The organism is Micromonospora sp. MH99 (genome assembly GCF_021442385.1).
GTDB lineage: Bacteria > Actinomycetota > Actinomycetes > Mycobacteriales > Micromonosporaceae > Micromonospora.
Genome location: NZ_MUZA01000023.1, coordinates 45,284 through 68,109 on the forward strand (window position 1 = coordinate 45,284; position 22,826 = coordinate 68,109).

Below are 22,826 nucleotides of genomic sequence, written 5' to 3' on the forward strand. Positions count from 1 at the left end.
CGCCTGGGTCGGGCGGCGGCGATGTCGCTGCTCGCCGGCACGGTGGGCGGCGCCGCTGTCCTGGCCGGTGAGGCGTTCGTCGCCCGGCACCGGCGCTATGCCGAGCCGGAGCTGGGGCTGGCGTTGCGGGCCACTATCGGTCGGGCCGACGCCGCGCCGCTGCGGCTGGTGCTGCTCGGTGACTCGTCGGCGTTGGGCGTGGGCGTCGACCGCCTCGACGACACCATCGGCGGACAGTTGGCCAACCTGCTCGCCGAGGGGCCGACCGGTCGCCGGGTGCACCTGTCCAGCGTCGGTGTCTCCGGGTCCCGCTCGACGGACCTGGCGACCCAGGTCGCCCGGGCCCTGCTCGGCGAGCGGCCCGACGTGGCACTCATCCTGATCGGCGCGAACGACGCGACCGGGCTGCGCCGACCCGCCGACGCGTCCGCCTATCTCGGGGCGGCGGTGCACCGGCTGCGGGAGGCGCGCGTCGAGGTGGTGGTGGGCACCTGCCCCGACCTCGGGGCCGTACGCGCCATCGCGCCGCCGCTGCGTCAGCTGGTCGGCTGGTCCGGGCGGCGGATGGCGCGCGCGCAGACCACTGCGGTGTTGGAGGCGGGCGGCGCGGTGGTCGACCTCGCCACCGAGACCGGTCCGGTCTTCCGGGCCGACGCGGGGACGCTCTGCCACGACGGCTTCCACCCCTCCGCCGACGGCTACCGGGTGTGGGCGCACGCCCTGCTGCCGGCCGTCGCTGCCGCGGCGGCGGTCGCCTCCCGGCGCTAGAGCGGCGTCCGGGCGGGGTGACATTTCCCGCCGCGCCTGCTTCTTCCGTGCCATGTTACCGGCGGGTTAACGTTGGCTCATGCCGATTGAGTCGTCCCGCGACGCCGTCATCGTCGCTACCGCCCGCTCCCCCATCGGTCGGGCGCACAAGGGGTCCCTGCGCGGTGTCCGCTCCGACGACCTCGCCGCGACCATCGTCCAGGCCGCGCTGGACAAGGTCCCCCAACTCGACCCGACCACCATCGACGACATCTACCTCGGGTGCGGCCTGCCCGGCGGTGAGCAGGGCTTCAACATGGCCCGCGTGGTGGCCACCCTGCTCGGGCTGGACACCGTCCCCGGCGCCACGCTGACCCGCTACTGCGCCTCCTCGTTGCAGACCACCCGGATGGCGTTGCACGCGATCCGCGCCGGCGAGGGCGACGTGTTCGTCTCCGCAGGTGTCGAGATGGTCTCCCGCTACGCCCGCGGCAGCTCCGACGGGCTGCCTCCCGAGGCGCAGGCCCTCGTCGGCGGCGGCTGGGAGAACCCGCGCTTCGCGGCGGCCGGCGAGCGCTCCAAGCGTCGCGCGCAGGGTGGCGCCGAGGTGTGGACCGACCCGCGCGAGGCCGGTGAGCTGCCGGACATCTATCTGACCATGGGGCAGACCGCGGAGAACCTGGCCCAGGTGCACGACGTCACCCGCGCCGACATGGACGAGTTCGGTGTCCGCAGCCAGAACCTCGCCGAGAAGGCCATCGCCGACGGCTTCTGGGCCCGGGAGATCACCCCGGTCACCACGCCGGACGGCACAGTGGTGAGCACCGACGACGGCCCCCGCGCGGGCGTCACCCTGGACGCGGTCGCCGGCCTGAAGCCGGTGTTCCGCCCGGACGGCCGGATCACCGCGGGCAACTGCTGCCCGCTCAACGACGGCGCCGCCGCCGTCGTCGTGATGAGCGCCCAGCGGGCGCAGGAGCTGGGTCTGACCCCGCTGGCCCGGATCGTCTCCACCGGCGTGACCGCGCTGTCGCCGGAGATCATGGGCCTCGGACCGGTCGAGGCGTCCCGACAGGCCCTGAAGCGGGCCGGCATGACCATCGACGACGTCGACCTGGTCGAGATCAACGAGGCGTTCGCCGCCCAGGTGATCCCCTCCTACCGGCAGTTGGGCATCCCGGAGGAGAAGCTGAACGTCATGGGCGGCGCGATCGCGGTCGGCCACCCGTTCGGCATGACCGGCGCCCGGATCACCGGCACCCTGCTCAACGCGCTGGAGTGGCACGACAAGACCATCGGTCTGGAGACGATGTGCGTCGGCGGCGGCCAGGGCATGGCCATGGTTCTCGAACGCCTGAGCTGACCCGACGTCAGAGCGCGCCGCGGGTCGCCGTCACCTCGGCGGCGGCCCGCGCCAGCGCCTCGGCGTCGGCCCCGGCGGCCAGCAGGTCGGCAGTGACCACGCGCAGCTGGTCGGGCAGGGCCAGGTCGTTGTCCAGCCGGGGCACGGTCCGGCGGGGCTGCCCCTCGGCGTCGGCCGCCAGGTTGGCGATTTCCTGCACCAACCGGTGCATCAGGTCGGCGCGGGGCACGTTGCCGGTGGTCGCCGCCGCCGCCCAGCGCGGCTGCTCCCAGTGCCCGACCTGGCGGACCAGCAACCGCACGGTCCGCTCCAACTCCTCTGCGCTCATCGCCGCCGAGTCTACGGCCGACGCCGGCCCCGACATCGCGGACCGCTCAGCGGCGCAGGTAGCTGAGCAGCCGTAGCAGCTGCCAGTAGAGGAAGACCAGGCCGGTGAGCAGGCCGAACGCGCTCAGCCACGCGTACCGGCGGGGTCGGCCGTCGCGCACCGAACGCTCGACGAGGTCGAAGTCGAGGATGAAGCTGAACGCACCGGCGATGATCGCCACGACCGAGAAGGCGTACGGCAGCCAGCCGACCTCCCCGCTGACGCTGTAGACCGCCAGCCCCGGCCGGCCGGAGATCAGGTACGACACGAGGTTGACCACGCTCAGCACGGCGATGCCGAGCAGCGTGCCGATGACCAGGCGGGCCAGCCGGGGCGTCGCGCGGATCACCCGTGCCCGGTACAGCGCGGCCATGCCGAGAAAGACGCCGAACGTGCCGGCCACCGCCTGCACCACGATCCCCGGATAGACCTGCTCGAAGGTCCGGCTGGCGACCCCCAGCAGCAACCCCTGGAGCAACGCGTAGCCGACGATCGGCACCGGGTTGGTGATCCCCCGCAACGAGATGACCAGGACCAGCGCGATCGAGGCCAGGGCGGTGCCGGCCAGGGCCGCCCCCGACCACACCGCGTCGGGCACCAGCGCCCAGGACACCGCGGCGGCCACACCGGTGAGCAGGAGCAGTCCGACGGTACGCACCACCACGTCGTCGACGGTCATCGGCTCGACGTCGCGGGAGCTGACCACCCGGGACTCCAACCGGCCGGTCTCGTCCAGCCGGTTGAGCACCGGGTTGTTGCTGCGCACCGTCGCCTCCTTCGCCCGCGTACCCCTGGCAGTCACTCTGCCCCGGACGGCCGCACGGCGGCGGCGAAACGGCGCGGACGACGGCGCCCGCCCCCACGGTGAGCGGGAGCGGGCGCCGGTCGGACGGGACGGACGAGATCAGTCGTCGCCCTGGAAGTAGCTCAGCAGGCGCAGGATCTCGATGTAGAGCCAGACCAGGCTGACCAGGATGCCGAACGCGGCCACCCAGGAGTAGCGCTGGGGCAGGCCCATCCGGACGCCGTCCTCGATCTCCTTGAAGCTGAGCACGAAGCTCAGCGACGCGACCACGATGCAGACGAGGCTGAAGCCGATGGCCAGCGGGCTGCCGTCACGCAGACCCGTGTTGATGCCGAACAGCGCCAGCACCAGGTTGATCAGCAAGACCGCGGCGAGGCCGATGATCACCGAAGTCATGACCTTGACGAAGACCGGGGTGGCCCGGATGATCTTCGCCTTGTAGATCATCGTCATCACGAAGAAGATGCCGAAGCTCGCCACGGCGGCCTGGAGCACGATGCCGTCGTAGGCGGACTCGAACGCCTTGCTGACCATGCCGACGAAGACACCTTCGACGACCGCGTACGCGATGACGAGCGCCGGGTTGGCCATCCGGGAGAACGAGATGATCAGGCCGAGCACCAGGCCGACGACCGCCGCGCCGATCCAGGCGGTGCTGACCAGCGCGTCGGGCACGAGCACCCAGGCTGCCGCGGCGGTGATGCCGAGGATGCCGAACAGAGCAACCGTCTTGACGACGACGTCGTCGACGGTCATCGGCGCCACGGCGGGCGGCGCGGCCGGGTAGCCGGCCTGGGACGGGTACTGCTGGGGAATGCCGGGCTGTCCGTACGGCCCGGCCGGTGCGTACCCGGCGGAGCGCTCCCGCTCGGCCGCCTGGCCGAGCCGGGCGAGCACCGGGTTCGAGGTCTTCACTTTCTGGCCTCCCTCAGGGGGTCGTTTGCACGTGAACGTGCACCCCAAGAGTAAACTGCCCGACCCACTCCTGGTGATCACGATGAGAACGCGGCGGCCGTGGCGGCTGGGTGCCCGGGGCGGGGGTCGAACCCGCATGCCTTTCGGCAGCCGCTTTTAAGGCGGCCGTGTCTGCCGTTCCACCACCCGGGCGGGTGGCACCCGCGCGCCGACACGCACGGTGCAGTGTCACCGTAGCCGGTCGACGGCGACCCGGCGTACCCCGCCGGGCTGGCCACATTAGGGTCGATGCCGTGAGCAGCGCAGCCCCAACGGCCCCCGACGCCGCCCCTGACCAGGTCTTCCGTCTCGACGATCAGGTCATCCGCCGACCCCGGGCCGTCCGGCTGCGCTCCGCCGTCCGCCGCCACCGGACGGACCTGCTGATCGCGTTGGTCTGGGTGGCGCTGGCCGGTTGGCTGACCCACGGCCTGTGGCCCGACCCAAATGGGCGGACGTTGGCGCTCAACCCCGAGGACCAGACGCTCTACGAGTGGTTCCTGGCTGTCGACGCGCGGGCGCTGCTCGGTGACTTCCACCTGCTCACCGACCGGCTCAACGCCCCGGACGGCGTCAACCTGATGGCCAACACCACTGTCATCGCGCTCGGCGTCGTCTGCGCGCCGATCACCCTCCTGCTCGGCGCACCCACCACCTTCGCACTGCTCGCCGCCGCCAACCTGGCCGGCACCGCCCTCGCCTGGTACCTGCTGTTCCACCGGACGCTGCGGGCCCACCGCCTCGCCGCCGCGCTCGGCGGCGGGTTGTGCGGCTTCGGTCCGGGCATGATCTCGCAGTCCAACAGCCATCTGCACATGACGGCGCAGTGGCTGGTGCCGGTGATCGTCTGGCTGGTGCTCCGGCTGCTCCGCGCGTCCGACCCCGGCCCCACGACGACCGACGGGACGGGCCGCGCCCGATCCGTCGGCCCGGACCGACGGCGGATGATCAGCTCCGCGGCAGGGCTGGCCGCGGCCGTCACCGCGCAGGTCTTCATCGGCGAGGAGGTCCTCTTCCTCTGCGCCGTCGCGCTGCTGGTGATGGCGATCAGCTACGCCGTGGCGGACCGGGACCTCGCCCGCCGCGCCCTGCCCGGATTCGCCGGCGGGCTGGCGATCGCCGCCGGCCTGGCGCTGCTGGTGCTCGGCTACCCGCTCTGGTTCCAGTTCGCCGGACCGCAGGGCGTCGCCGACGGGATGTTCAGCCCGGCCTACTTCTCGGCCGACCTCAGCAGCTGGTGGGCGGTCTCCCCGCTGTCCGTCGCCGGCAGTGACGAGGCGTCCCGGCTGACCACCGGCCCCGCCGAATACAACACCTTCCTCGGCTGGCCGCTGCTGCTGGTCACCGCCTTCTGCGCGGTCTGGGCCGGCCGGCGCCGGGTGGTGCTCGCCTGCGTGGTGGCGGCGCTGGTGATGGGCGCGCTCTCCCTCGGCCCGGAGGTGGTGCTCGGCGGCACCCGCACCGCGCTGCCCGGCCCGTACGCCCTGCTGGCCGGGTTGCCGGTGGTGGACGGCGCGCTGCCGATGCGGTTCGGCCTGGCGCTGCTCCCGATCGTGGCGACGGTGCTCGTCGTGGCCGTCGACCGGGCGCTGCGCGGCACCGGCCGGGCGCGGCGGCTGGTGCCGCTGGCCGTCATCGCAGCCCTGCTGCCGATCTTTCCGACTCCACTGCCGACCACCGAGCGGCCCGCCGTGCCGGAGTTCATCACCGGCGGGCACTGGCGGCAGTGCGTCCGCCCGGGCGGGGTGCTGGTCCCGGTGCCGCTGCCCACCCCCAAGGAACCGTGGCCGATGCGCTGGGCAGCCGCCGCCGACGCCGGGTTCGGCCTGCCCGAGGGGTTCTTCATCGGCCCGTACGGACGCCATGGCACCGCCGCCATGGGCACCTTCAAGCAGCCCACCTCCGCCCTGCTGGCCGACGTCGCCCGCCGCGGCGACCAGCCGGCCATCGGCGACGAACAGCGCCGGCAGGCCGCCCGGGACGTCGACTTCTGGGGAGCGTCCTGCGTGGCACTGGCCGACGACGCGCCGCACGCCGACAGCCTGCGGGCGACCCTGGAGCAGTTGTACGGCCCGGCCACCCGCGTCGCCGACGCCTGGATCTGGCGGGTCTGACGCCGAACATCGCGAAAGGGCCCCTCCCGGTCGGGGGGGCCCTTTCGTCCAGTTCGCTCAGACGCGGGGTGCGCCGACCGGCTGGGACGCCTCGACGAACTCCTCGCGCGGGTCGTGCAGCTGACCCAGGGCGACGACCTCACGCTTGAGGAAGAACGCCAGCGACCAGTCCACGACCACCCGGACCTTACGGTTGAACGAGGGGATCCGGCTCATGTGGTACGTCCGGTGCATGAACCAGGCCGGCCAGCCGGTCATCTTGATGCCGTACACCTGGGCGACGCCCTTGTGCAGGCCGAGGCTGGCGACGCTGCCGACGTGCTTGTGCTTGTAGTTGACCGGCTCGCGGCCCCGGATCACGTTCGCGATGTTGTCGGCCATCCGCGCCGCCTGGCGCACCGCGTGCTGGGCGCTCGGCGAGCAGAAGTTGCCCGGCTCCTTGGTCAGGTCCGGTACGGCGGCGCAGTCACCGGCGCTCCACGCGCCCTCGATGACCCGGTCACCGTCGACCACCTGCAGGGTGGGGATGCAGGTGACCCGCCGGCGGTCGTCACGCGGGAAGTCCGTCGCGTCCAGCATCGGCGACGGCTTCACGCCTGCCGTCCAGACGATCGTGTCGGACCGGAAGCTGTCCCCGTCGGAGAGCTTGACCACCCCGTCGACGCAGGACTCCAGGCGGGTGTCCAACCGGATGTCCATGTTGCGCTTCATGAGCTGCTGCACCGTGTAGGCGCCCATGTCCCGGTCGACCTCGGGCAGGACGCGGTTGGTGGCCTCGACGAGCACCCAGCGCATGTCCTCCGGCTTCAGCTCCGGGTAGTAGCGCAGGGCGTCCCGGGCCATGTCCTCCATCTCGGCGAGCGCCTCGATGCCCGCGTAACCGCCACCGACGAACGTGAAGGTCAGCGCCGAGCGGCGCACCTCCGCATCCGGGGTCACGGCCGCGACGTCCAGCCGGTCCAGCACGTGGTTACGGAGGTAGATCGCCTCACCGATGGTCTTGAACCCGATGCCCTGCTCGTGCAGCCCGGGAATCGGCAGCGTCCGGGACACCGAACCCGGCGCGACGATCACGTGGTCGTACGCGATCTCGCGGGCCGGGCCGACGATCGGCTGCACGGTGGCCACCTTGCGGTCGTGCTCGACACGCGTGACCGTTCCCGCCACCACCTTGCACCGGCGCAGTTCCCGCCGCAGCGGCACCACGGAGTGCCGGGGGGAGATGTTCCCCGCCGCGGCCTCGGGCAGGAACGGCTGGTAGGTCATGTGGGGCTGGGGGTCCACGACGATGACCTCAGCCTCACGGGAGCTGAGCTTCTTTGACAGGCGCAGGGCCGCGTAGAGACCGACGTGCCCGGCACCCACCACAAGGATCCGCTTCGGATTCACGTCATCTATCTTTCCCCGCCCGGCTCAGGTAATCCCGCTCGCGCCCCCCATCTGTGACGGAACACAACCCCTGTGACCTGCGTAACCCTGTCGCCACAGGGGTTCACCTACGCCGCAGCAGCCAACCCAGCAACGCGACGAGACCCACCGCCACCACCAGCCCCAGCACGGTGACCCACTGATGACCGGCCTCCCCGCCCAGGCCCGCCGCCTGCAACAGCAGCACCCCCAGCACGGCAGTGCCCAACAGCACCGCCGCCACCCGCAGCAACCACCGGGTGACCAGCTCCGGGTCCACCATCGCGTCGTACGGCAGCAGCGCCGCCAGCGCGCACAGGGAATGCCCCAGATACAACAGCGCGGCGACGGCGAGCAGCCGCCACAATTCCACCGGCCGGCCGTATCCGTCGGTGGCGAGCAGCCAGCCCCCGGCCATGACCAGCGCCACGAAGGTCGGCCACAGCCGCCGCGGACCCATCGCGGGCAGCAGCGCGGCCACCGCCAGCAACAGCAGCGGCCGACCGGTCAACACCTCGGCGGGAAACGCCAGCGCCAGCCCGGCCAGAGCGGTGACGAAGATCGCGGCCCGGACCATCAGCGGAACGGCGCTGATCCGTGAAACAGCATTCTGAGCAGCCCGAACCCGCCCGGTGATCGCGTCGATCATCTGCACACACCCCTAGCGCTCACCGGGCTGCCTGTCGCTCGCGACTGCGGGGCTCGCAAACCCGGCTCACTCCTCGCGCTCACCGGGAACCGACCCTTGGGGCCGTCGCCAGCCGCGCCACGTCCCGCAGCACCTGGTCCAGGCTGCCCGCGCCGGCCCAGCGCACGACTGGCACGCCGTGCTCCCGGAGCTGCCCGATCATGGTTTCCCGGTCCAGCCGCCACAGGCGGTACGCCACCTCGGCCCAACCCCGATCCTTCGGCGGCGTGAGGTTGGCCGGCAGCGTGTCGACCGCCACCACGAACCGGCCGGAGCGGGCCAGCCGCGCCAGCATCTGCGCCGACCGCTCGTCCAGCAGCGGGGTGAGGACGACCACCAACGCGTCCGAGGAGAGCTGCTGCGGGCCGAAGACCTGGTCGTACGGCTCGTGCTGGGAGGCCTCGGCGCGTACGTCGAGCAGCCACTCCAGGACGGTCAGGTACTGCCGGCGGCCGGCGGCGGCGCGCAACCGGCGGGCACCCGGCCCGTACTCCACAAGCGACACCCGGTCGCCCCGGTGCAGGTAGTGCTCGGCGATCGCCGCGGTGGCCCGCACTGTGGTGTCCAGCACCGACGCGGAGCCGTCCACACCGCCGGAGCGCCCGGCCTCGGCGAGCACGTCGAGCAGCACCACCACCTCGGCGTCCCGGTCGGAGAGGGTGGCTGCCACGTGCAACTGCCGGGCGCGCAGCGACACCCGCCAGTCGACGCGGCGCAGCCGGTCACCGGGGGCGAAGATCCGTACGCCGGCCAGCTCGCCGCCCTCACCGGGCCGGCGGGAGTGGTGCGCGCCGACCAGGCCGGCGGCGCGGGGCATCGCCTCCACCGCCTCGAACGGTTCGGTACGCGGGTAGACCCGCACACCGACCGGCTCGGTGAACACCGCTCGGGAGACCAGCAGGCCGCCCGCCGCGGCGACCCGCGCGCCGGCCGGACCGACCGGATGCCGGCCCCAGCGCAGAGCCCGGCCGGCCAACTCCAGGTCCACCGCCTCGGCGGCCGGCAGCGAGGTCACGAACGGCCGATCGGCGACGGAACGGCCGGTGCCGGGCGACGTGCCGGCAGCGGGCGGGGCGTCGGCGGGCGGGGCATCGTCGGCAGGGCCGGTGCCGGCGAACCCGGCACGGGCGATCCGCAACCACGGCGAGACCCGGGACCGCACCACCACGAGGTCGTAGTCGATCGCGTCCGGGTTGCCGACGCTGACGGCCGCCGACACCTCGCCGCCCTCGACGAGCGGTCCGTCGTCCCCGGCGGTGATCCAGACCTGCGGCAGCGTCGTGGGCCGGCGGCGCAGCGCGTACGCGGTGCCCAGCGCGAACGGGGCCGCCAGTACGACGAGATCGACCCGCCCCAGCAGGACCCCCGCCACCAGCAACAGGCCGGCGAGCAGCACCGCGCGGCCGAGCGCCGGGGTGGGCGCCCAGCCGGCGGCCGACTCCGGCTCGGTGGATCGCGGCGCGGGCGCGGTCGGGCCGGTCATCAGCGCCGGAGCCCGCCGGCGGCGTAGCTGGGCAGCGCGCCGCTGGCCGGGGCGGGCGTGGCCTCCAACACCTCACCCACCACGAAGGCCGGGTCGACGCGGCGCAGCCACATCTCCGGGCGCAGGGTGATCCGGTGGGCCAGGGCGGGCGCCGCCACCTCCTTGACGTCCTCCGGCACCACGTAGTCCCGGCCGCCGAACACCGCGCGTACCCGGGACAGCAGCAGCAGCGCCAGCGAGCCACGCGGCGAGGCGCCGACCAGCACCGACGGATGTTCCCGGGTGGCCGCGGTCAGCGACACGATGTACCGGCCGATGGAGTCCTCCACCACGACGTCCTCCAGGGCGGCCTGCATCGCCCGCAGGGTGGCGGCGTCGACTACCGGTTTGATGTCCGCCTCCTCACGGCGGCGGCCCATCCGACGGCGCAGCACCTCCCACTCCTCCTCGTGCTCCGGATAGCCGAAGGAGACCCGCAGCAGGAACCGGTCCAGCTGCGCCTCGGGCAGCGGGTAGGTCCCCTCGTACTCGATGGGGTTGGCGGTGGCCAGCACGTGGAACGGCTCGTCCAGCTTGTACGTCACGCCCTCCACCGAGACCTGCTTCTCCTGCATGGCCTCCAGCAGCGCGGACTGGGTCTTCGGCGGCGTCCGGTTGATCTCGTCGGCGAGGAGCAGGTTGGTGAACACCGGCCCGGCCCGGAAGGCGAAGTCGCCGTTGCGCTGGTCGTACAGGAAGGAGCCGGTGACGTCGGCGGGGAGCAGGTCCGGGGTGAACTGGAGCCGGCGGAAGTCCAGCCCGAGCGCCTGGGCGAAGGAGCGCGCGGTGAGCGTCTTTCCCAGGCCGGGCAGGTCCTCCAGGAGCACGTGCCCACCGGCCAGGATCCCGGCGAGGACCAGCTCCAACGCGTCCCGCTTGCCGACCACGACGGTGCCGACCGCGTCCAGGACGGCTTGGGCCAGGCGACCGACCTCGGCGGCGGGCATGCTCCGGTCCACGTCGTTCATCAGATCTTCTCCAGTTCGGCGACGATCACCGCGAGATCGCGCGGCGACGGGGGGCGGCGGGGCGGGGATTCCAGGAACGTCCACAGCCGGTCACCCAGCAGGGCACGGGCGCGGACCGGGTCCGACTCGCGGGTCACGGCGTGCTTCAGGCGCAGCCGTTCGTCGGCCAGTTCCGCGAGCCGGGGCAGGATGACCCCGGTGAAGCGTTCGGGTCGCGTCGTGGACCAGTCCAGCGGGAGTTCCCAGCCGTTGATGGCGGCGCGCAGCGCGTCCCGGGCGCTCCAGTTCCAGGTGCCGTCGTCGTACTGGGACACCGGAGGACGGGACCTCGCCGCCGGTGGCGGCGCGAGCGCGGCGGCGATCCGGCGCACCCCCGACACCGCGAACACCCCGGCCACCAGGATCACCAACGACACCTGCAGACCTACCGCCCGCAGGCCCACGACCAGCACGGCGACCACTGCGGCGTTGCCGGCCAGGGCGCGGAAGACGCGCCCGGCCCGGCCACCCTGCTCCCGGTCGTCCTGCCTCGGCCGCTCCTCCTCGAAGGCGAGCAGGTCGTCGATGCTGGCGCTGCCGCTCACCGGCCCACCGTCCCCGGCCCGTTCACGACGACACCCCGCGGGCGCCCGTCGTCACGATGGTGAGTTCACCGCGGAGCCGCCGCAGCGCGGCGCGGGCCTGGTCGCGGGTGCTCTTGTCGACCTCGCGCGTGGCGTACCGGGCCTCGCGGTAGACGTGCGCGAACTCGGCCAGCACGTCGGCGCTGACGATCGCCGGGACCCCGGTCGACTCATCACCCCGCAGCAGCCGGGTGACCAGGTCGGTCGGGGTGTCGCCGGGAAGCCGGGGAACACCGGCCGCAGCGGCGGCCTCCTCGAGGCGTACCCAGCAGGCGATCACCGCGACGCGCGGATCGGTGGCCTGGTCGTCCAGCTCCACCAGGACGGCGTCCAGGGCGGCGACCACTTCGCGGGCGGTGCCCTCGGCCGTACGCCGGGCCCGCTGCGCCGGCAGCGCCCGCGAGGTGCGGCGCAGCGCGCCACGCAGCAGGATCCAGCTGAGATAACCCAGCACCGCGAGGATCGCCAGCCCGAGCAGAGCCATCGCCACGGTGGCGATCCACTGCGGGATGTGCGCCTGCGTGGCCTCGCCGGCGTCCCTCGGCTCGACCGGGATCGACGGAGGCGGCGACGGCGTGTCCGTCGGATATTCGGGCACCCAGGGGACGTTCTCCGCGGCCGGCGGGATCTGACTGGCGCCGATCGACGAGTGCGCCGACGCCAGCGCGGCGGCCGCGAGCAGCGCCGCCACCGCACCCACCGGCCACCATCGGCGCAGCAGGCCGAGCACCGGACGGACCACACCCGACCCGGCGACCGGGGACGGTGTGGGCGGGCGTGCTGCGCTCGTCATCGCCACCACCCCACGCGTTCTCAGTCCACTTCGGCCAGCTGCTTGGCCCGGCCGAAGACATCGTCCAACATCCCCGGTGTCAGCCGCCCGGTGAAGGTGTTCTGCTGGCTGACGTGATAGCAGCCGAGCAACTCCGGCACGGCCGCGCCGGACCAGTGTGCCCCATGACCGAACGCCGGTCGCGGGCTGGGCGGGCGCTGCCCGTACACCTGGCGCAGCACCGGCCACCACGCGGCCCAGGCGAACGCGCCCAGCGCGACCACGACGCGCAGGGTGGGCCGGATCAGCGTGACCTCGCGGTGCAGCCAGGGCGCGCAGGTGTCGCGTTCATCCGGGGTGGGTTTGTTGTCCGGCGGGGCGCAGCGGACGGCCGAGAAGATGCGGGTGTCGCGCAGCGCCAGCCCATCGTCGGCGGAGACGCTGGTCGGCTGGTTCGCCAGCCCGGCCCGGTGCAGGGCCGCGAAGAGCACGTCACCCGAGCGGTCGCCGGTGAAGATCCGGCCGGTGCGGTTGCCGCCGTGCGCGGCGGGCGCGAGCCCGAGGATGGCGATCCGCGCGTCGGCGGGGCCGAAGCCCGGCACCGGTCGACCCCAGTACTCCTGGTCGCGGAAGGCGGCCCGCCGGGTGCGGGCCACCTCCTCCCGCCACCGGACCAGCCGCGGACAGGCGAAACAGTCACTGACGGCCGCGTCGAGGTCGGCCAGGTCGGTCGCCCGCGCGGCGCGGGCGACGACCTGGTCGGGGGTACGCGACTCAGCCAAGTTTGGCCCGGAAGAGTTCGAGGGTGCGGGCCCAGGCGCTGGCGGCGGAACGCTGGTCGAACGCCTCCGGCCGGTCGTCGTTGAAGAACGCGTGCGAGGTGCCCGGGTAGTCGTACAGCTGGCAGGTGCCGCCGGCCTCCTCGATGGCCCGCCGTGCGGTCTGCACACCGTCGGCAGTCGAGGTGCCGTCCTCTTCGGAGCAGTGGATGACTGCCGTCTTGCCGGCGTAGTCGACCCAGTCGGGGCGCATCGACTCCCAGGGCAGCACCGGATAGAAGCCGGCGGTGGCGACGATCCGCTCGGAGAGCGTCGCCGACCAGAGGGCCAGGCTGCCGCCGGCGCAGAACCCGACGGCGCCGACCTTGCCGGCGACCTCCGGCCGCCCCGCGAGGTAGTCGGCGGCACCGGCGATGTCCTTCGCCGCCTCGTCCATCCGCATCGACAGCAGCAGACGCTGCGCCTCGTCCGGCTCGCTGGTGGTCTCACCGTGGTAGAAGTCGGGGGCGAGGGCGACGAAGCCGGCCTCGGCGAACCGGTCCGCGACCGACCGGATGTGCGGGACGAGACCCCACCACTCCTGGATGACGATGACGGCGGGGCTGGTCGTGCCGCTGGCGGGTATCGCGAGATACCCCTCGCTCGTACCCCCGTTGCTGCGGTAGCTCACCATGTCGCCCATCGGCCGTCCTCCTAGCGGTCAGTCATCGTTGGCTGGTCGCCCAGTGGTCCTACGTGCCGGTAGCCTGCCATGCCGCGCCTCCGCCGGGAAGACGCCGGAACAGTGGCATTCACCTCCTGTTCGCCGGGCAGTGACCGGGAGTACGCCGACGGCGGCGGGGAACACTCCCCCGCCGCCGTCATCGGTCTCTCAGCTCGGTCTGACCTTTTCGGTCAGGCCTTCTTGGTCAGGCAGAGCACGTAACCCTTCTTGCCCGACTCGATGCTGTAGAAGACGTACCCCTCCTGGTCTTCCTTGAAGAACTCGTTGCAGGTGGTGTCGGCCTTGGCCTGAGCCTCGGTCTGCCCGTCGATCCGGCCCACCACGCTGTAAGCGGCGTCGGTGGAGGTGCACTCGACGACCTTGGCGCCGTCGACCTCCTCCTCCTTGGTGCCCTTGATCTCGGGCAGTTCCGCGATGCAGTCACCGGCCTTGGCGTCGGCCGTCTCGTCCTTGTTCACGAAGTTGCCGATCGCCGCGCCGAGACCGAACTTCAGGCCGGCGACGACGAGAAACACGACGATCGCGCCGATGATGCCGAGCGCCTTCTTCCCACCGGACTTCTTCGCCTCCGGCTCGGCCGGGGGCGGCGTCTCGACGGCCGGCTGCTGCGGCGCGGCGTCGGACGCGGGGGGCGGTGCGACCTGCTCTGACACGGGGGTTCCTTCCGAGGGGTGGATGAGCAGACGACACCGTAACGATCATTGATTTCCGGCGTCGCCCCGCTCGCCTCGTCCGTTCAGCTATTTCCCAGCATCGTGTGCATGATGTGGTTCACATCGCCCGTCAGCTCGTCGCGGTAGGGGTCGGGCCGCCACTCGGTGTGACGCTCGGCGTCACGCTCGGGCTCGCCGAAGTCGCCGAAGGGGTCGGAACCGCGGGGCTTTCGCTCGGCGTCGACGTGTTGGTCGGCTGCGGTCCGCTCGTCGGCCGGCCGGGCATACCCGGGCCCCGCGGTCCGAAGGGCGCCTGGTCCGGGCAGTACGGGTACGCCCGCAGCAGCGGGTTGCCGTAGGCCGCGGCGGGGTCGGCGCAGTCCGGATAGCCGAGTCGGATCGGGTTGCCGTTCTCGTCGAAGAGCCGGGCGTTCTCCACCAGCCGACCCTCGCTGTCGTAGACGAAGACGTCCCTGATCCGGTCGTACGGGTTGTCGACCGACGTCGGGTCGTAGCCGTAGTCGCCGTAGCGCATCCGGTCCTCGGCCTGCATCAGGGCGGAGAGCGCGAACACCACAAGCACCGCGCTGCCGACCTGCAACGCCGACCGTGGCCAGCGACTCAACTGACCGGATCGGCGACCGAGCCAGATCGAGGCGAGCACGAAACCGACCAGCAGGATCAGGCCGGCCAGCAGCTCCCCACCGAATCGGGGCAGCAGGCCGAAGCTGCCACCCGTGGTGATCACGGTGACCAGCATCGCCGCCAGATAGCCGCGCAGCACCCACCAACCCGGGCGCAGCAGCCCGAGGAAGTCGCTGGCCGTCGCGTACCCCAAAGGTGGGCCGAGCCGGGTGTCGATCGCGCGCAGCCGGCCGCGGAGCCGGACCACTGCGGTGGCGACCCGCTGGTCGAGGTTGCGCCCACCACCCACGCCGACGCCGGCGGCGGCGCGCAGCTCGGCGGCGTACGTCTCCGGCTCGCCCAGCCGCTCGACGAGGGTGCCCTCGGCCTCGGCGGCGACCTCGGTGAGATGGTCGGCGAGATCCTCGGTCAGCTCGTTGAGCCGGTCGGGCGGCAGGTCGGCCAGAGCGGCCCGGACCCGCGCCACGTAGTCGGTGATCTCCTGCTCCGTGACGGTCATGCCGCCAGCCCCCGATCGTCGAGCAGAGTGTCCATTGTGGTGGCGAACGAGCGCCAGAGCTTGCCGGAGCGGGTCAACTGGTCACGCCCGGCCGCGTTGAGTGAGTAGTACTTGCGGTGCGGGCCGGTTTCGCTCGGCACGACGTACGTGGTGAGCAGGCCGGCGGCGAAGAGACGGCGCAGCGTGCCGTAGACCGAGGCGTCGCCGATCTCCTCCAGGCCGGCCTCGCGGAGCCGGCGCAGGATGTCGTAACCGTAGCCGTCCTCCTCCTTCAGGACGGCCAGGACGGCCAGGTCGAGCACGCCCTTCAACAACTGTGTGGTGTCCACGCATTGCACACTAGTGCGCAATGCGCAGTAGCGTCAACGATTCCGCCCCGACGGGCGCGTCCGGTTTCAGATCAACACGACGTCGGTCAAGGGCGGTGGTGGCCTACTGGAGGCTCCAGGCGATGCCGTCGAGGATGTCGTGCTCGGAGGCGACCACCGAGGGCATCCCGGCCCGCTCCATGATCACGCGGAGCACGAGCGCGCCCGCCCCGATCACGTCGGCCCGGCCCGGGTGCATCACCGGGATCTCCAGCCGCTGCGCGCTGGTGCGGGACAGCAGGTCCGCGGTCACCTGGGCCACCGCCTCGTACGACACCCGGGCGTGGTGGATGCGCTCCGGGTCGTACTCCCGCAGGCCCGCAGCGATGGCGACCACTGTGGTGACCGACCCGGCGAGGCCGACCAGGGTGGCGGCCTCGCGGCCGGGCACCGCCGCGAGCGCCCGGTCCACGACGGCGGCGATGTCGGCCTCAGCGGCCGCAACCTGCTCCGGCGTGGGCGGGTCGCCCGGAAGGTGCCGCTCGGTCATCCGGACGCAGCCGATGTCCACGGAGATGGCCGACCGCACGCCGCCGGCGCGGTCACCGACCACGAACTCGGTGGAGCCACCGCCGATGTCGACCACCAGGAACGGCTCCACCGCGTCGGCGGGCAGCCCGCGCACCGCGCCGGTGAACGACAGCCGGGCCTCCTCGTCGCCGCTGACCACCTCGGGCTCGACCCCGAGGGTGGCCCGCACCATCTCGGTGAAATCGGCCGCGTTCGAAGCGTCCCGGGAGGCCGACGTGGCGCACATCCGCACCCGCTGGGCGCCCAACTTCTCGATGTCCGCGGCGTACGACGCCAGCGCCACCCGCGTCCGCTCGATCGCCTCCGGCGCCAGCCGGCCCGTCCGGTCCACGCCCTGCCCGAGCCGGACGATCTCCATCCGCCGGGTCACGTCGGTCAGCGGAGCCTGCGGCCCGGCCGACTCGTCGGGCAGGTCGGCGACCAGCAGTCGGATCGAGTTGGTCCCACAGTCGATGGCCGCCACACGCGTCGTCACCCGGCAACCCTACGACAGCCACCCGCCGGGGCACCGACGCGATCGGCGGGACGGGCCGGCTGGTCGCCGACGAGCGTGATGCCTCTGTGTCATCTTGATGCCGCACAGGCATCACGCTCAACCGAGTGACCGACCCCGACAGCTCGACGCCGCACGCGGCCGGGCCGCTACAGACGCAGCAGCATCCGGGTGTTACCCAGCGTGTTCGGCTTGACCCGCTCCAGGTCCAGGAACTCCGCGACACCCTCGTCGTACGAGCGCAGCAGCTGCTCGTAGACCGGCTGCGGCACCGGAGCGCCGTCGATCTCCCGGAACCCGAACGAGCCGAAGAACCGGGTCTCGAAGGTGAGCACGAAGATCCGCGCGACGCCCAGCTCCCGGGCCGCGTCGATCAGCTCACCCACCAGCCGGTGCCCGATCCGCTGGCCCCTGCAGGACGGGTCGACGGCCACCGTGCGGATCTCGGCCAGGTCCTCCCACATCACGTGCAACGCCCCGCAGCCCACCACGACGCCGTCGTCGGGCCGGACCGCCACGCGGAACTCCTGCACGTCCTCGTAGAGGGTGACGGTGGCCTTGCTCAGCAGCCGCCGGTCGTCGGTGTACGTGTCGACCAGCCGGCGGATGCCCCGGACGTCCCCGGTGCGGGCCCGCCGCACCAGGATCTGCCCCTCGGCCTGAGCTGTCATTCGGCCGGGGGCACGTCGACGCACCTGCCGCTCGCCCACCAGGGCTCGACAAGCGCCAACGTCTCGTCACCGAACGGGTTCACGCCGGGGCCGGCACCCAGGGCATGGCCGAGGTGCACGTGCAGGCACTTCACCCGGCCCGGCATCCCACCTGCGGAGATGCCCGCGATCTCCGGCACCTCGCCGATCGCCTCCCGGCGGGCCAGGTAGTCCTCGTGCGCGGCCCGGTAGTGGGCGGCCAACTCCGGATCCGTCGTCAGCCGGTCGGCCATCTCCCGCATCAGCCCGGCCGACTCCAGCCGGCTGCACGCCGCGGTCGCCCGGGGGCAGGTCAGGTAGTACAGCGTCGGGAACGGGGTGCCGTCGGCGAGGCGGGGCGTCGTCTCCACCACGTCGGGCAGGCCGCACGGGCAGCGGTGGGCCACCGCACGGGTGCCCCGGGGCGTGCGGCCGAGCTGCGCCGCCACCGCGGCCAGGTCGGCCTCGGTGGCCGGCTCCCGCTGCGGCAGGGGTACGGAATCCGCCGCCGACTCCGGCGGTGGTGCGACAGTCACGGTGCTCGTCTCTCCTGGTGTGCTGGTCGGTGGCTCACTTGCCCGGCTGCTGGCTGTCCGCCGCCCGCACACTCGACCAGAGCGTGTCGTACCAGGTCGTCGGACCGGCCGGGGCGCCCGAGCCGGGCGACTTCCCGGCGTCGCGGGCGGCACCCTCCGGGTCGTTCAAGACCACCATCATCTTCTCGCCCGGCCGGCCCATGAAGAACCGCTCCCGAACCTGCGTCGTGATGTACTCGTCGTCCTGCCACTTGGCCGCTTCCGCGGCCAGCTTGGCGATCTCCTCCTCCTGCGCCGCCTGGGCGGCCTCCATCCGCTCGATGTCGGCCTGCTGGTCCAGGTAGACGCGCACCGGATAGGTGTACGCGAGGGCGAGCGCGATCAGCACCGCGCAGAGCACCGTGGCCCGACCGGTGAAGCGACGGGGATGGGGTGCGGCGAGCCGCTTCACGGCACCGCCCGAGGCCGTCCGACGGGCGGCGGCCGGACGGTTCGCGGAGCGCACGCCCTCGGCGCCCCGGACCGCACCCGGCGCCCGACCTGCGGCACCGCGCGGTTCGGCGCGTACGCCGGCGTCCCGGAGCGACCCACGGGTGGCCCGGCCGGCACCCGGTCGGCCGGACTGACCCGGTCGACGGGCGGGACGTTGACCACCCGGTGTGCGGCGCTGCATCGTCACACCCCTCCCCCGAGGCTACGTGTGGTGCCGAGTGCGTCGGGAAGCCCCGCAGCGGGGCTTCCCGACAACCTCTCAGGCCGAACGGTAACGCGGGAACGCACCCGCGCCCGCGTAGCGCGCCGCGTCGGCCAGCTCCTCCTCGATCCGGAGCAGCTGGTTGTACTTGGCGACCCGGTCCGAGCGGGCCGGTGCGCCGGTCTTGATCTGGCCGCAGCCGGTGGCCACCGCCAGGTCGGCGATGGTGGTGTCCTCGGTCTCGCCGGAGCGGTGGCTCATCATGCACTTGAAGCCGGCCCGGTGAGCCAGGTCCACGGCGTCCAGCGTCTCGGTCAGCGAACCGATCTGGTTGACCTTGACGAGGACGGCGTTGGCCGCCTTCTCCGCGATGCCGCGGGCGATGCGCTGCGGGTTGGTCACGAACAGGTCGTCGCCGACGATCTGCACCCGGTCGCCGATCGACGCGGTGAGCGTCTGCCAGCCCGTCCAGTCGTCCTCGGCCAGCGGGTCCTCGATCGACACGATCGGGTAGTCACCGGCCAGCTTGGTGTAGTAGTTGCTCATCTCCTCGGCGGACTTCGCGGCGCCCTCGAAGGTGTAGGTGCCGTTGTCGAAGAACTCCGTGGCCGCAACGTCGAGGGCGAACACGATGTCGGTGCCGAGCCGGTAACCGGCCTTCTCGACCGCCTCGGCGATCAGGTCCAGGGCGGCCGCGTTGGTGGGCAGGTTCGGCGCGAAGCCACCCTCGTCGCCGAGCCCGGTCGACAGGCCCTTCTTCTTCAGCACCGACTTCAGCGCGTGGTAGACCTCCGCGCCCGAGCGCAGCGCCTCACGGAATGTGGGCGCACCGATCGGCGCGACCATGAACTCCTGGATGTCGACGTTGGAGTCGGCGTGCGCGCCACCGTTGAGGATGTTCATCATCGGCACGGGCAGCAGGTGCGCGTTCGGGCCGCCCAGGTAACGGAAGAGGCTCAGCTCGGCGCTGCCGGCAGCCGCCTTCGCCACCGCCAGGGAGACCCCGAGGATGGCGTTCGCGCCCAGCTCCGACTTGCTGTCGGTCCCGTCGATGTCGAGCATCTTCTGGTCGATGAGCCGCTGCTCGCTGGCCTCGTACCCGATGATCTGGTCGACGATCTTGTCCTCGACGTTGGAGACCGCCTTCTCCACGCCCTTGCCCTGGTAGCGGTCGGCGTCACCGTCGCGCAGCTCGATCGCCTCGAACGCGCCGGTGGAGGCGCCGGAGGGCACTGCGGCGCGGGCCACCGTGCCGTCGTCCAGGCCGACCTCGACCTCGACCGTCGGGTTGCCCCGCGAGTCGAGAATCTCCCGGGCGACGATTCCCTCGATGGTTGCCACTGAGTCGCTCCTCGTTGTTGTGATCCGGTCCGTGGGTGGGCCGCGACGGTGCGGCTGAGGCAGGTGTTGAACGCAGCGTATCGGGCGGCGGGATCGGGCACGGCGTCGCCCGCGCACCCGAGTCGCCCCGCACTGACGGACATTCCCGGATTTCCGGGCGTCAACCGGCAACGGGTTTGCGCTGCGCCGACTTGATCCACCAGGCTGGTCGTCATGCCCGCCGCCTCGACCACCCTCCGCATGCTCGCCGTGTCGGTCATCGCGTCGCTCACGGTCACCGGCTGTCAGACATACGAGGACGCCGGCACCGCCATGGGTCGCTCGGATCTCGTCAACGACCTCGCCGCCCGCCTCGACCGGGCGCTGGAGTTGACCTACTCGGCCGACTACCAACTGCCCGGCGGCCAGAGCGCCGCGATCGTGCAGGCGCAGGATCCGGCCCGCTCCGCGTACACCTACCCGGGTGGGCGGCTCACCGTCACGCCGGACGCCGTCACCCGCTGCACGTCGACCGCAGGTCGGATGGCGTGCACGCTCGTGGCGCCACCCACCCCGGGCACCAAGCCCACCGTGGCGCTCTTCACCGAGGCGAACCGGCAGGGTCTCGTCACCCCACCGGTGGTGGTCGGGCTGCTGACCGCCGCCGCACTCGACCCGCAGGCGGTGATCAAGCAGAGCGACACCACAGTCGCCGGGCATCACGCCGCGTGCGTCGAGGTGCAGCGCTCGGACGGCGACTTCAGCGCCTGCGTGACCACCGAGGGCGTGCTCGGCAGCTTCCTCGGCGCGGTCGACGGCAAGCCGATGGAGCTGGCGTTGAGCAGTTACTCCGAGACGGTGGAGACGAACGCGTTCGACCCGCCCGCCGGAGCCGGCGTGGTGGACCGTCGGCCGGGCGGCTCCTGACCGGCCCGACCGACCCGGTCAGATGCCCAGCAGGGTGCGCAGGTGGCGCGGGGGCGGGCAGTCCTGGGCGAGCATCGCGTCGTGCCAGTCGCGCACCGACACCCCGTCCGGGCGGGCCGCGGCGATCTCCGCCATCTCGCTGTACCCCACGAAGTAGGTGGACAGCTGCGTCGAGGTGAGCAGCGACCGGCGCCACTTGCCGGCCGCCTCGCCCTCCTCCTGGAAGCCGCGCCCGGTCATCAGCGCCATCGCCTCGGCCTCGGGCAGCTCCTCGGCGTGCACCAACTGGTCGAGCAGCGCGTTGATGGTCATCCGTAGCTGCATCTTGAGCTGCTGCAACCGCACCGGCAGGCCACCGAAGCCGAGCCCGGCCATCAGCTCCTCGGCGTACACCGCCCACCCCTCGACGAACGGGCCGGAGCGGGCCAGCGCCCGCACCCTCGTGCCACCGGCGTGCCGCCGGGCGTGGGCGAGCTGGAGGAAGTGGCCGGGCATCGCCTCGTGCACGGTGAGGTTGCGGACCATGTGGTCGTTGTACTCACGGTAGAAGGAGTCCACGCGCCGCGCCGACCAGTCCGCCGGGGTGGGCGCGATGCAGTAGAAGGTCGGCAGGGCGGCGGTCTCCAACGGACCGGGCGCGTCGCAGTAGGCCACCGCGACACCCCTGGCGAACTCCGGCATCTCCTGGATCACGCACCGGTCGTCGACAACTGTCACCAGGTCGTGGAGGCGGACGAAGTCGGTAGCCTCGTCCAGGGTCACCCCGGCCAGCTCGACGATCGTCGAGTCGTCCGGGTGCTCGGCGGCGAGCACGTCCAGCGCCCGGCGTACCGACGCGTCGTCGGCCGGACCGCCGACCAGCTCGACGGCCGCCGCCCGGATCTCCGCGGTCACCCGGTCCAGGTTGGCCCAGGCGCGGCGCTGGATCTCGGCGGCCCCCAGCTCGGTGTCGAGGGTGTGCCAGAGCCGCGCCTCCCAGCGGCGGCGACCCAGTCGCGGGTCGCGGCCGGGGCCCGCGTCGGCGGCCAGGCCGGCGCGCAGCCAGGCGACGAACTCCTCCAGCGCGGCGATCGCGGCGGTGGCCGCCGGCTCGACCTGGCCGAGGCTGCCCGGGGCCTGGGCGAGCAGCGGCGGCAGCTCGTCGCGGATCAGCGCGGCCGTGCCGGTGAACTGCCCCACCGCCGTCTCGGCGTGGATCCGCGGCATGTCCCGCAGCGTCGCGCGGGCGGTGGCGAGCGCATCCGGTACGGCGGCGAGCCGCCCCGCCAGCTGCGTCAACCGCACCTCGGCCGGGGCGTACGGGCGGGCCAGCAACGGGTGCAGCAGCGGGCCGGGGTTGTGGTGCAGGGGATCCCACTCGTGCGACCGGATCTCGGTCAGCTCGAACAACTCCCGATCCACGAAGGAGGTGAGCAGCGCGTGGTCCACCTGCTCGTCGACGTCCAGCGAGTCCGGGTCCAACTCGGACAACGCGTTCGCCGCGTCGGAGAGCATCACCCGGTCGGCGGCCAGCGCGTCGGCGGACAGATCCGGAAGCCGGGAGTCGAACCGATGATCCCCGGCGGCGGTGGCTACACCCGGCCGCGACTCCAGCAGAGCCTCAACGACCCGCTCCGCGAGCACCCCAAATTCTTCCAC

24 protein-coding genes and 1 tRNA gene are annotated in these 22,826 nt (G+C 72.5%); 4 read left to right on the forward strand and 21 right to left on the reverse strand.

What is annotated here, in order from left to right:
- Positions 1–21: 21 nt before the first annotated feature.
- Positions 22–768, forward strand: a complete 747-nt coding sequence (locus B0E54_RS14710; RefSeq protein ID WP_374109273.1) for an SGNH/GDSL hydrolase family protein — start codon at positions 22–24, stop codon at positions 766–768.
- 79 nt (positions 769–847) lie between these two features.
- The gene (locus tag B0E54_RS14715) at positions 848–2,110 is read left to right on the forward strand and encodes an acetyl-CoA C-acetyltransferase (protein ID WP_234584090.1); all 1,263 of its coding nucleotides are present in this window, start codon (positions 848–850) and stop codon (positions 2,108–2,110) included.
- 7 nt (positions 2,111–2,117) lie between these two features.
- On the opposite strand, the gene B0E54_RS14720 is transcribed toward B0E54_RS14715, so the two are convergent.
- The 4 genes from B0E54_RS14720 to B0E54_RS14735 all read right to left on the reverse strand — a co-directional run bounded on the left by B0E54_RS14720 (position 2,118) and on the right by B0E54_RS14735 (position 4,389).
- Entirely contained in the window at positions 2,118–2,438 is a 321-nt protein-coding gene (locus tag B0E54_RS14720; RefSeq protein WP_234584091.1) for a hypothetical protein, read from the reverse strand.
- 46 nt (positions 2,439–2,484) lie between these two features.
- Positions 2,485–3,243: a Bax inhibitor-1/YccA family protein gene (locus tag B0E54_RS14725; RefSeq protein WP_234584092.1), complete on the reverse strand. Its 759-nt coding sequence runs from the start codon at positions 3,241–3,243 to the stop codon at positions 2,485–2,487.
- 138 nt (positions 3,244–3,381) lie between these two features.
- A complete protein-coding gene (locus B0E54_RS14730; protein WP_234584093.1) occupies positions 3,382–4,197 on the reverse strand; it encodes a Bax inhibitor-1/YccA family protein in 816 nt (271 codons plus the stop codon).
- Positions 4,198–4,308: 111 nt separating this feature from the next.
- Positions 4,309–4,389, reverse strand: a tRNA-Leu gene (locus tag B0E54_RS14735).
- 101 nt (positions 4,390–4,490) lie between these two features.
- Between B0E54_RS14735 and B0E54_RS14740 the strand changes: the two genes are divergently transcribed.
- The gene (locus B0E54_RS14740) at positions 4,491–6,350 is read left to right on the forward strand and encodes a hypothetical protein (RefSeq protein ID WP_234584094.1); all 1,860 of its coding nucleotides are present in this window, start codon (positions 4,491–4,493) and stop codon (positions 6,348–6,350) included.
- 57 nt (positions 6,351–6,407) lie between these two features.
- Here B0E54_RS14740 and B0E54_RS14745 read toward each other — a convergent pair whose 3' ends face one another.
- The 16 genes from B0E54_RS14745 to eno form a co-directional block, all read right to left on the reverse strand.
- Positions 6,408–7,739 (reverse strand): NAD(P)/FAD-dependent oxidoreductase, encoded by a 1,332-nt coding sequence (locus B0E54_RS14745; protein WP_234584095.1) that lies wholly within the window; start codon positions 7,737–7,739, stop codon positions 6,408–6,410.
- 103 nt (positions 7,740–7,842) lie between these two features.
- The gene (locus tag B0E54_RS14750) at positions 7,843–8,406 is read right to left on the reverse strand and encodes a hypothetical protein (RefSeq protein WP_234584096.1); all 564 of its coding nucleotides are present in this window, start codon (positions 8,404–8,406) and stop codon (positions 7,843–7,845) included.
- 79 nt (positions 8,407–8,485) lie between these two features.
- Positions 8,486–9,928: a DUF58 domain-containing protein gene (locus tag B0E54_RS14755; RefSeq protein ID WP_234584097.1), complete on the reverse strand. Its 1,443-nt coding sequence runs from the start codon at positions 9,926–9,928 to the stop codon at positions 8,486–8,488.
- Positions 9,928–10,935 carry a MoxR family ATPase gene (locus B0E54_RS14760; protein ID WP_234584098.1) on the reverse strand — a complete coding sequence of 336 codons (1,008 nt, stop codon included), beginning with the start codon at positions 10,933–10,935 and terminating at the stop codon, positions 9,928–9,930. The genes B0E54_RS14755 and B0E54_RS14760 overlap by 1 nt, the downstream gene beginning before the upstream one ends.
- Complete coding sequence (locus B0E54_RS14765) at positions 10,935–11,519, reverse strand: hypothetical protein (RefSeq protein ID WP_234584099.1); 585 nt, start codon at positions 11,517–11,519, stop codon at positions 10,935–10,937. The genes B0E54_RS14760 and B0E54_RS14765 overlap by 1 nt, the downstream gene beginning before the upstream one ends.
- Positions 11,520–11,541: 22 nt before the next feature.
- Positions 11,542–12,351 (reverse strand): DUF4129 domain-containing protein, encoded by an 810-nt coding sequence (locus B0E54_RS14770; protein WP_374109272.1) that lies wholly within the window; start codon positions 12,349–12,351, stop codon positions 11,542–11,544.
- A gap of 20 nt (positions 12,352–12,371) precedes the next feature.
- On the reverse strand, positions 12,372–13,112 hold the full coding sequence (locus tag B0E54_RS14775) for a uracil-DNA glycosylase (RefSeq protein WP_305076133.1): 741 nt from the start codon (positions 13,110–13,112) through the stop codon (positions 12,372–12,374).
- Complete coding sequence (locus tag B0E54_RS14780) at positions 13,105–13,791, reverse strand: dienelactone hydrolase family protein (protein ID WP_234584100.1); 687 nt, start codon at positions 13,789–13,791, stop codon at positions 13,105–13,107. Before B0E54_RS14780 ends, B0E54_RS14775 begins: the two co-directional genes overlap by 8 nt.
- A 212-nt stretch (positions 13,792–14,003) precedes the next feature.
- Entirely contained in the window at positions 14,004–14,486 is a 483-nt protein-coding gene (locus B0E54_RS14785) for a hypothetical protein (RefSeq protein ID WP_234584101.1), read from the reverse strand.
- Between the two features lie 130 nt (positions 14,487–14,616).
- Complete coding sequence (locus B0E54_RS14790) at positions 14,617–15,630, reverse strand: hypothetical protein (protein ID WP_234584102.1); 1,014 nt, start codon at positions 15,628–15,630, stop codon at positions 14,617–14,619.
- Positions 15,627–15,959, reverse strand: coding sequence for a PadR family transcriptional regulator (locus tag B0E54_RS14795; RefSeq protein ID WP_234584103.1), 333 nt, complete (start codon positions 15,957–15,959; stop codon positions 15,627–15,629). The genes B0E54_RS14790 and B0E54_RS14795 overlap by 4 nt, the downstream gene beginning before the upstream one ends.
- 103 nt (positions 15,960–16,062) lie before the next feature.
- Entirely contained in the window at positions 16,063–16,992 is a 930-nt protein-coding gene (locus B0E54_RS14800) for a Ppx/GppA phosphatase family protein (protein ID WP_234584130.1), read from the reverse strand.
- Positions 16,993–17,171: 179 nt separating this feature from the next.
- On the reverse strand, positions 17,172–17,693 hold the full coding sequence (locus B0E54_RS14805) for an amino-acid N-acetyltransferase (RefSeq protein ID WP_234584104.1): 522 nt from the start codon (positions 17,691–17,693) through the stop codon (positions 17,172–17,174).
- On the reverse strand, positions 17,690–18,247 hold the full coding sequence (locus B0E54_RS14810; RefSeq protein WP_234584105.1) for a DUF501 domain-containing protein: 558 nt from the start codon (positions 18,245–18,247) through the stop codon (positions 17,690–17,692). Before B0E54_RS14810 ends, B0E54_RS14805 begins: the two co-directional genes overlap by 4 nt.
- A 34-nt stretch (positions 18,248–18,281) precedes the next feature.
- Positions 18,282–18,920, reverse strand: a complete 639-nt coding sequence (locus tag B0E54_RS14815) for a septum formation initiator family protein (protein ID WP_234584106.1) — start codon at positions 18,918–18,920, stop codon at positions 18,282–18,284.
- A gap of 78 nt (positions 18,921–18,998) precedes the next feature.
- Positions 18,999–20,282, reverse strand: a complete 1,284-nt coding sequence (gene eno / locus B0E54_RS14820) for a phosphopyruvate hydratase (RefSeq protein WP_234584107.1) — start codon at positions 20,280–20,282, stop codon at positions 18,999–19,001.
- 213 nt (positions 20,283–20,495) lie between these two features.
- Between eno and B0E54_RS14825 the strand changes: the two genes are divergently transcribed.
- Positions 20,496–21,188, forward strand: coding sequence for a hypothetical protein (locus tag B0E54_RS14825; RefSeq protein ID WP_234584108.1), 693 nt, complete (start codon positions 20,496–20,498; stop codon positions 21,186–21,188).
- An 18-nt stretch (positions 21,189–21,206) separates the two neighbouring features.
- On the opposite strand, the gene B0E54_RS14830 is transcribed toward B0E54_RS14825, so the two are convergent.
- Positions 21,207–22,826, reverse strand: coding sequence for a DUF885 domain-containing protein (locus B0E54_RS14830; RefSeq protein WP_234584109.1), 1,620 nt, complete (start codon positions 22,824–22,826; stop codon positions 21,207–21,209).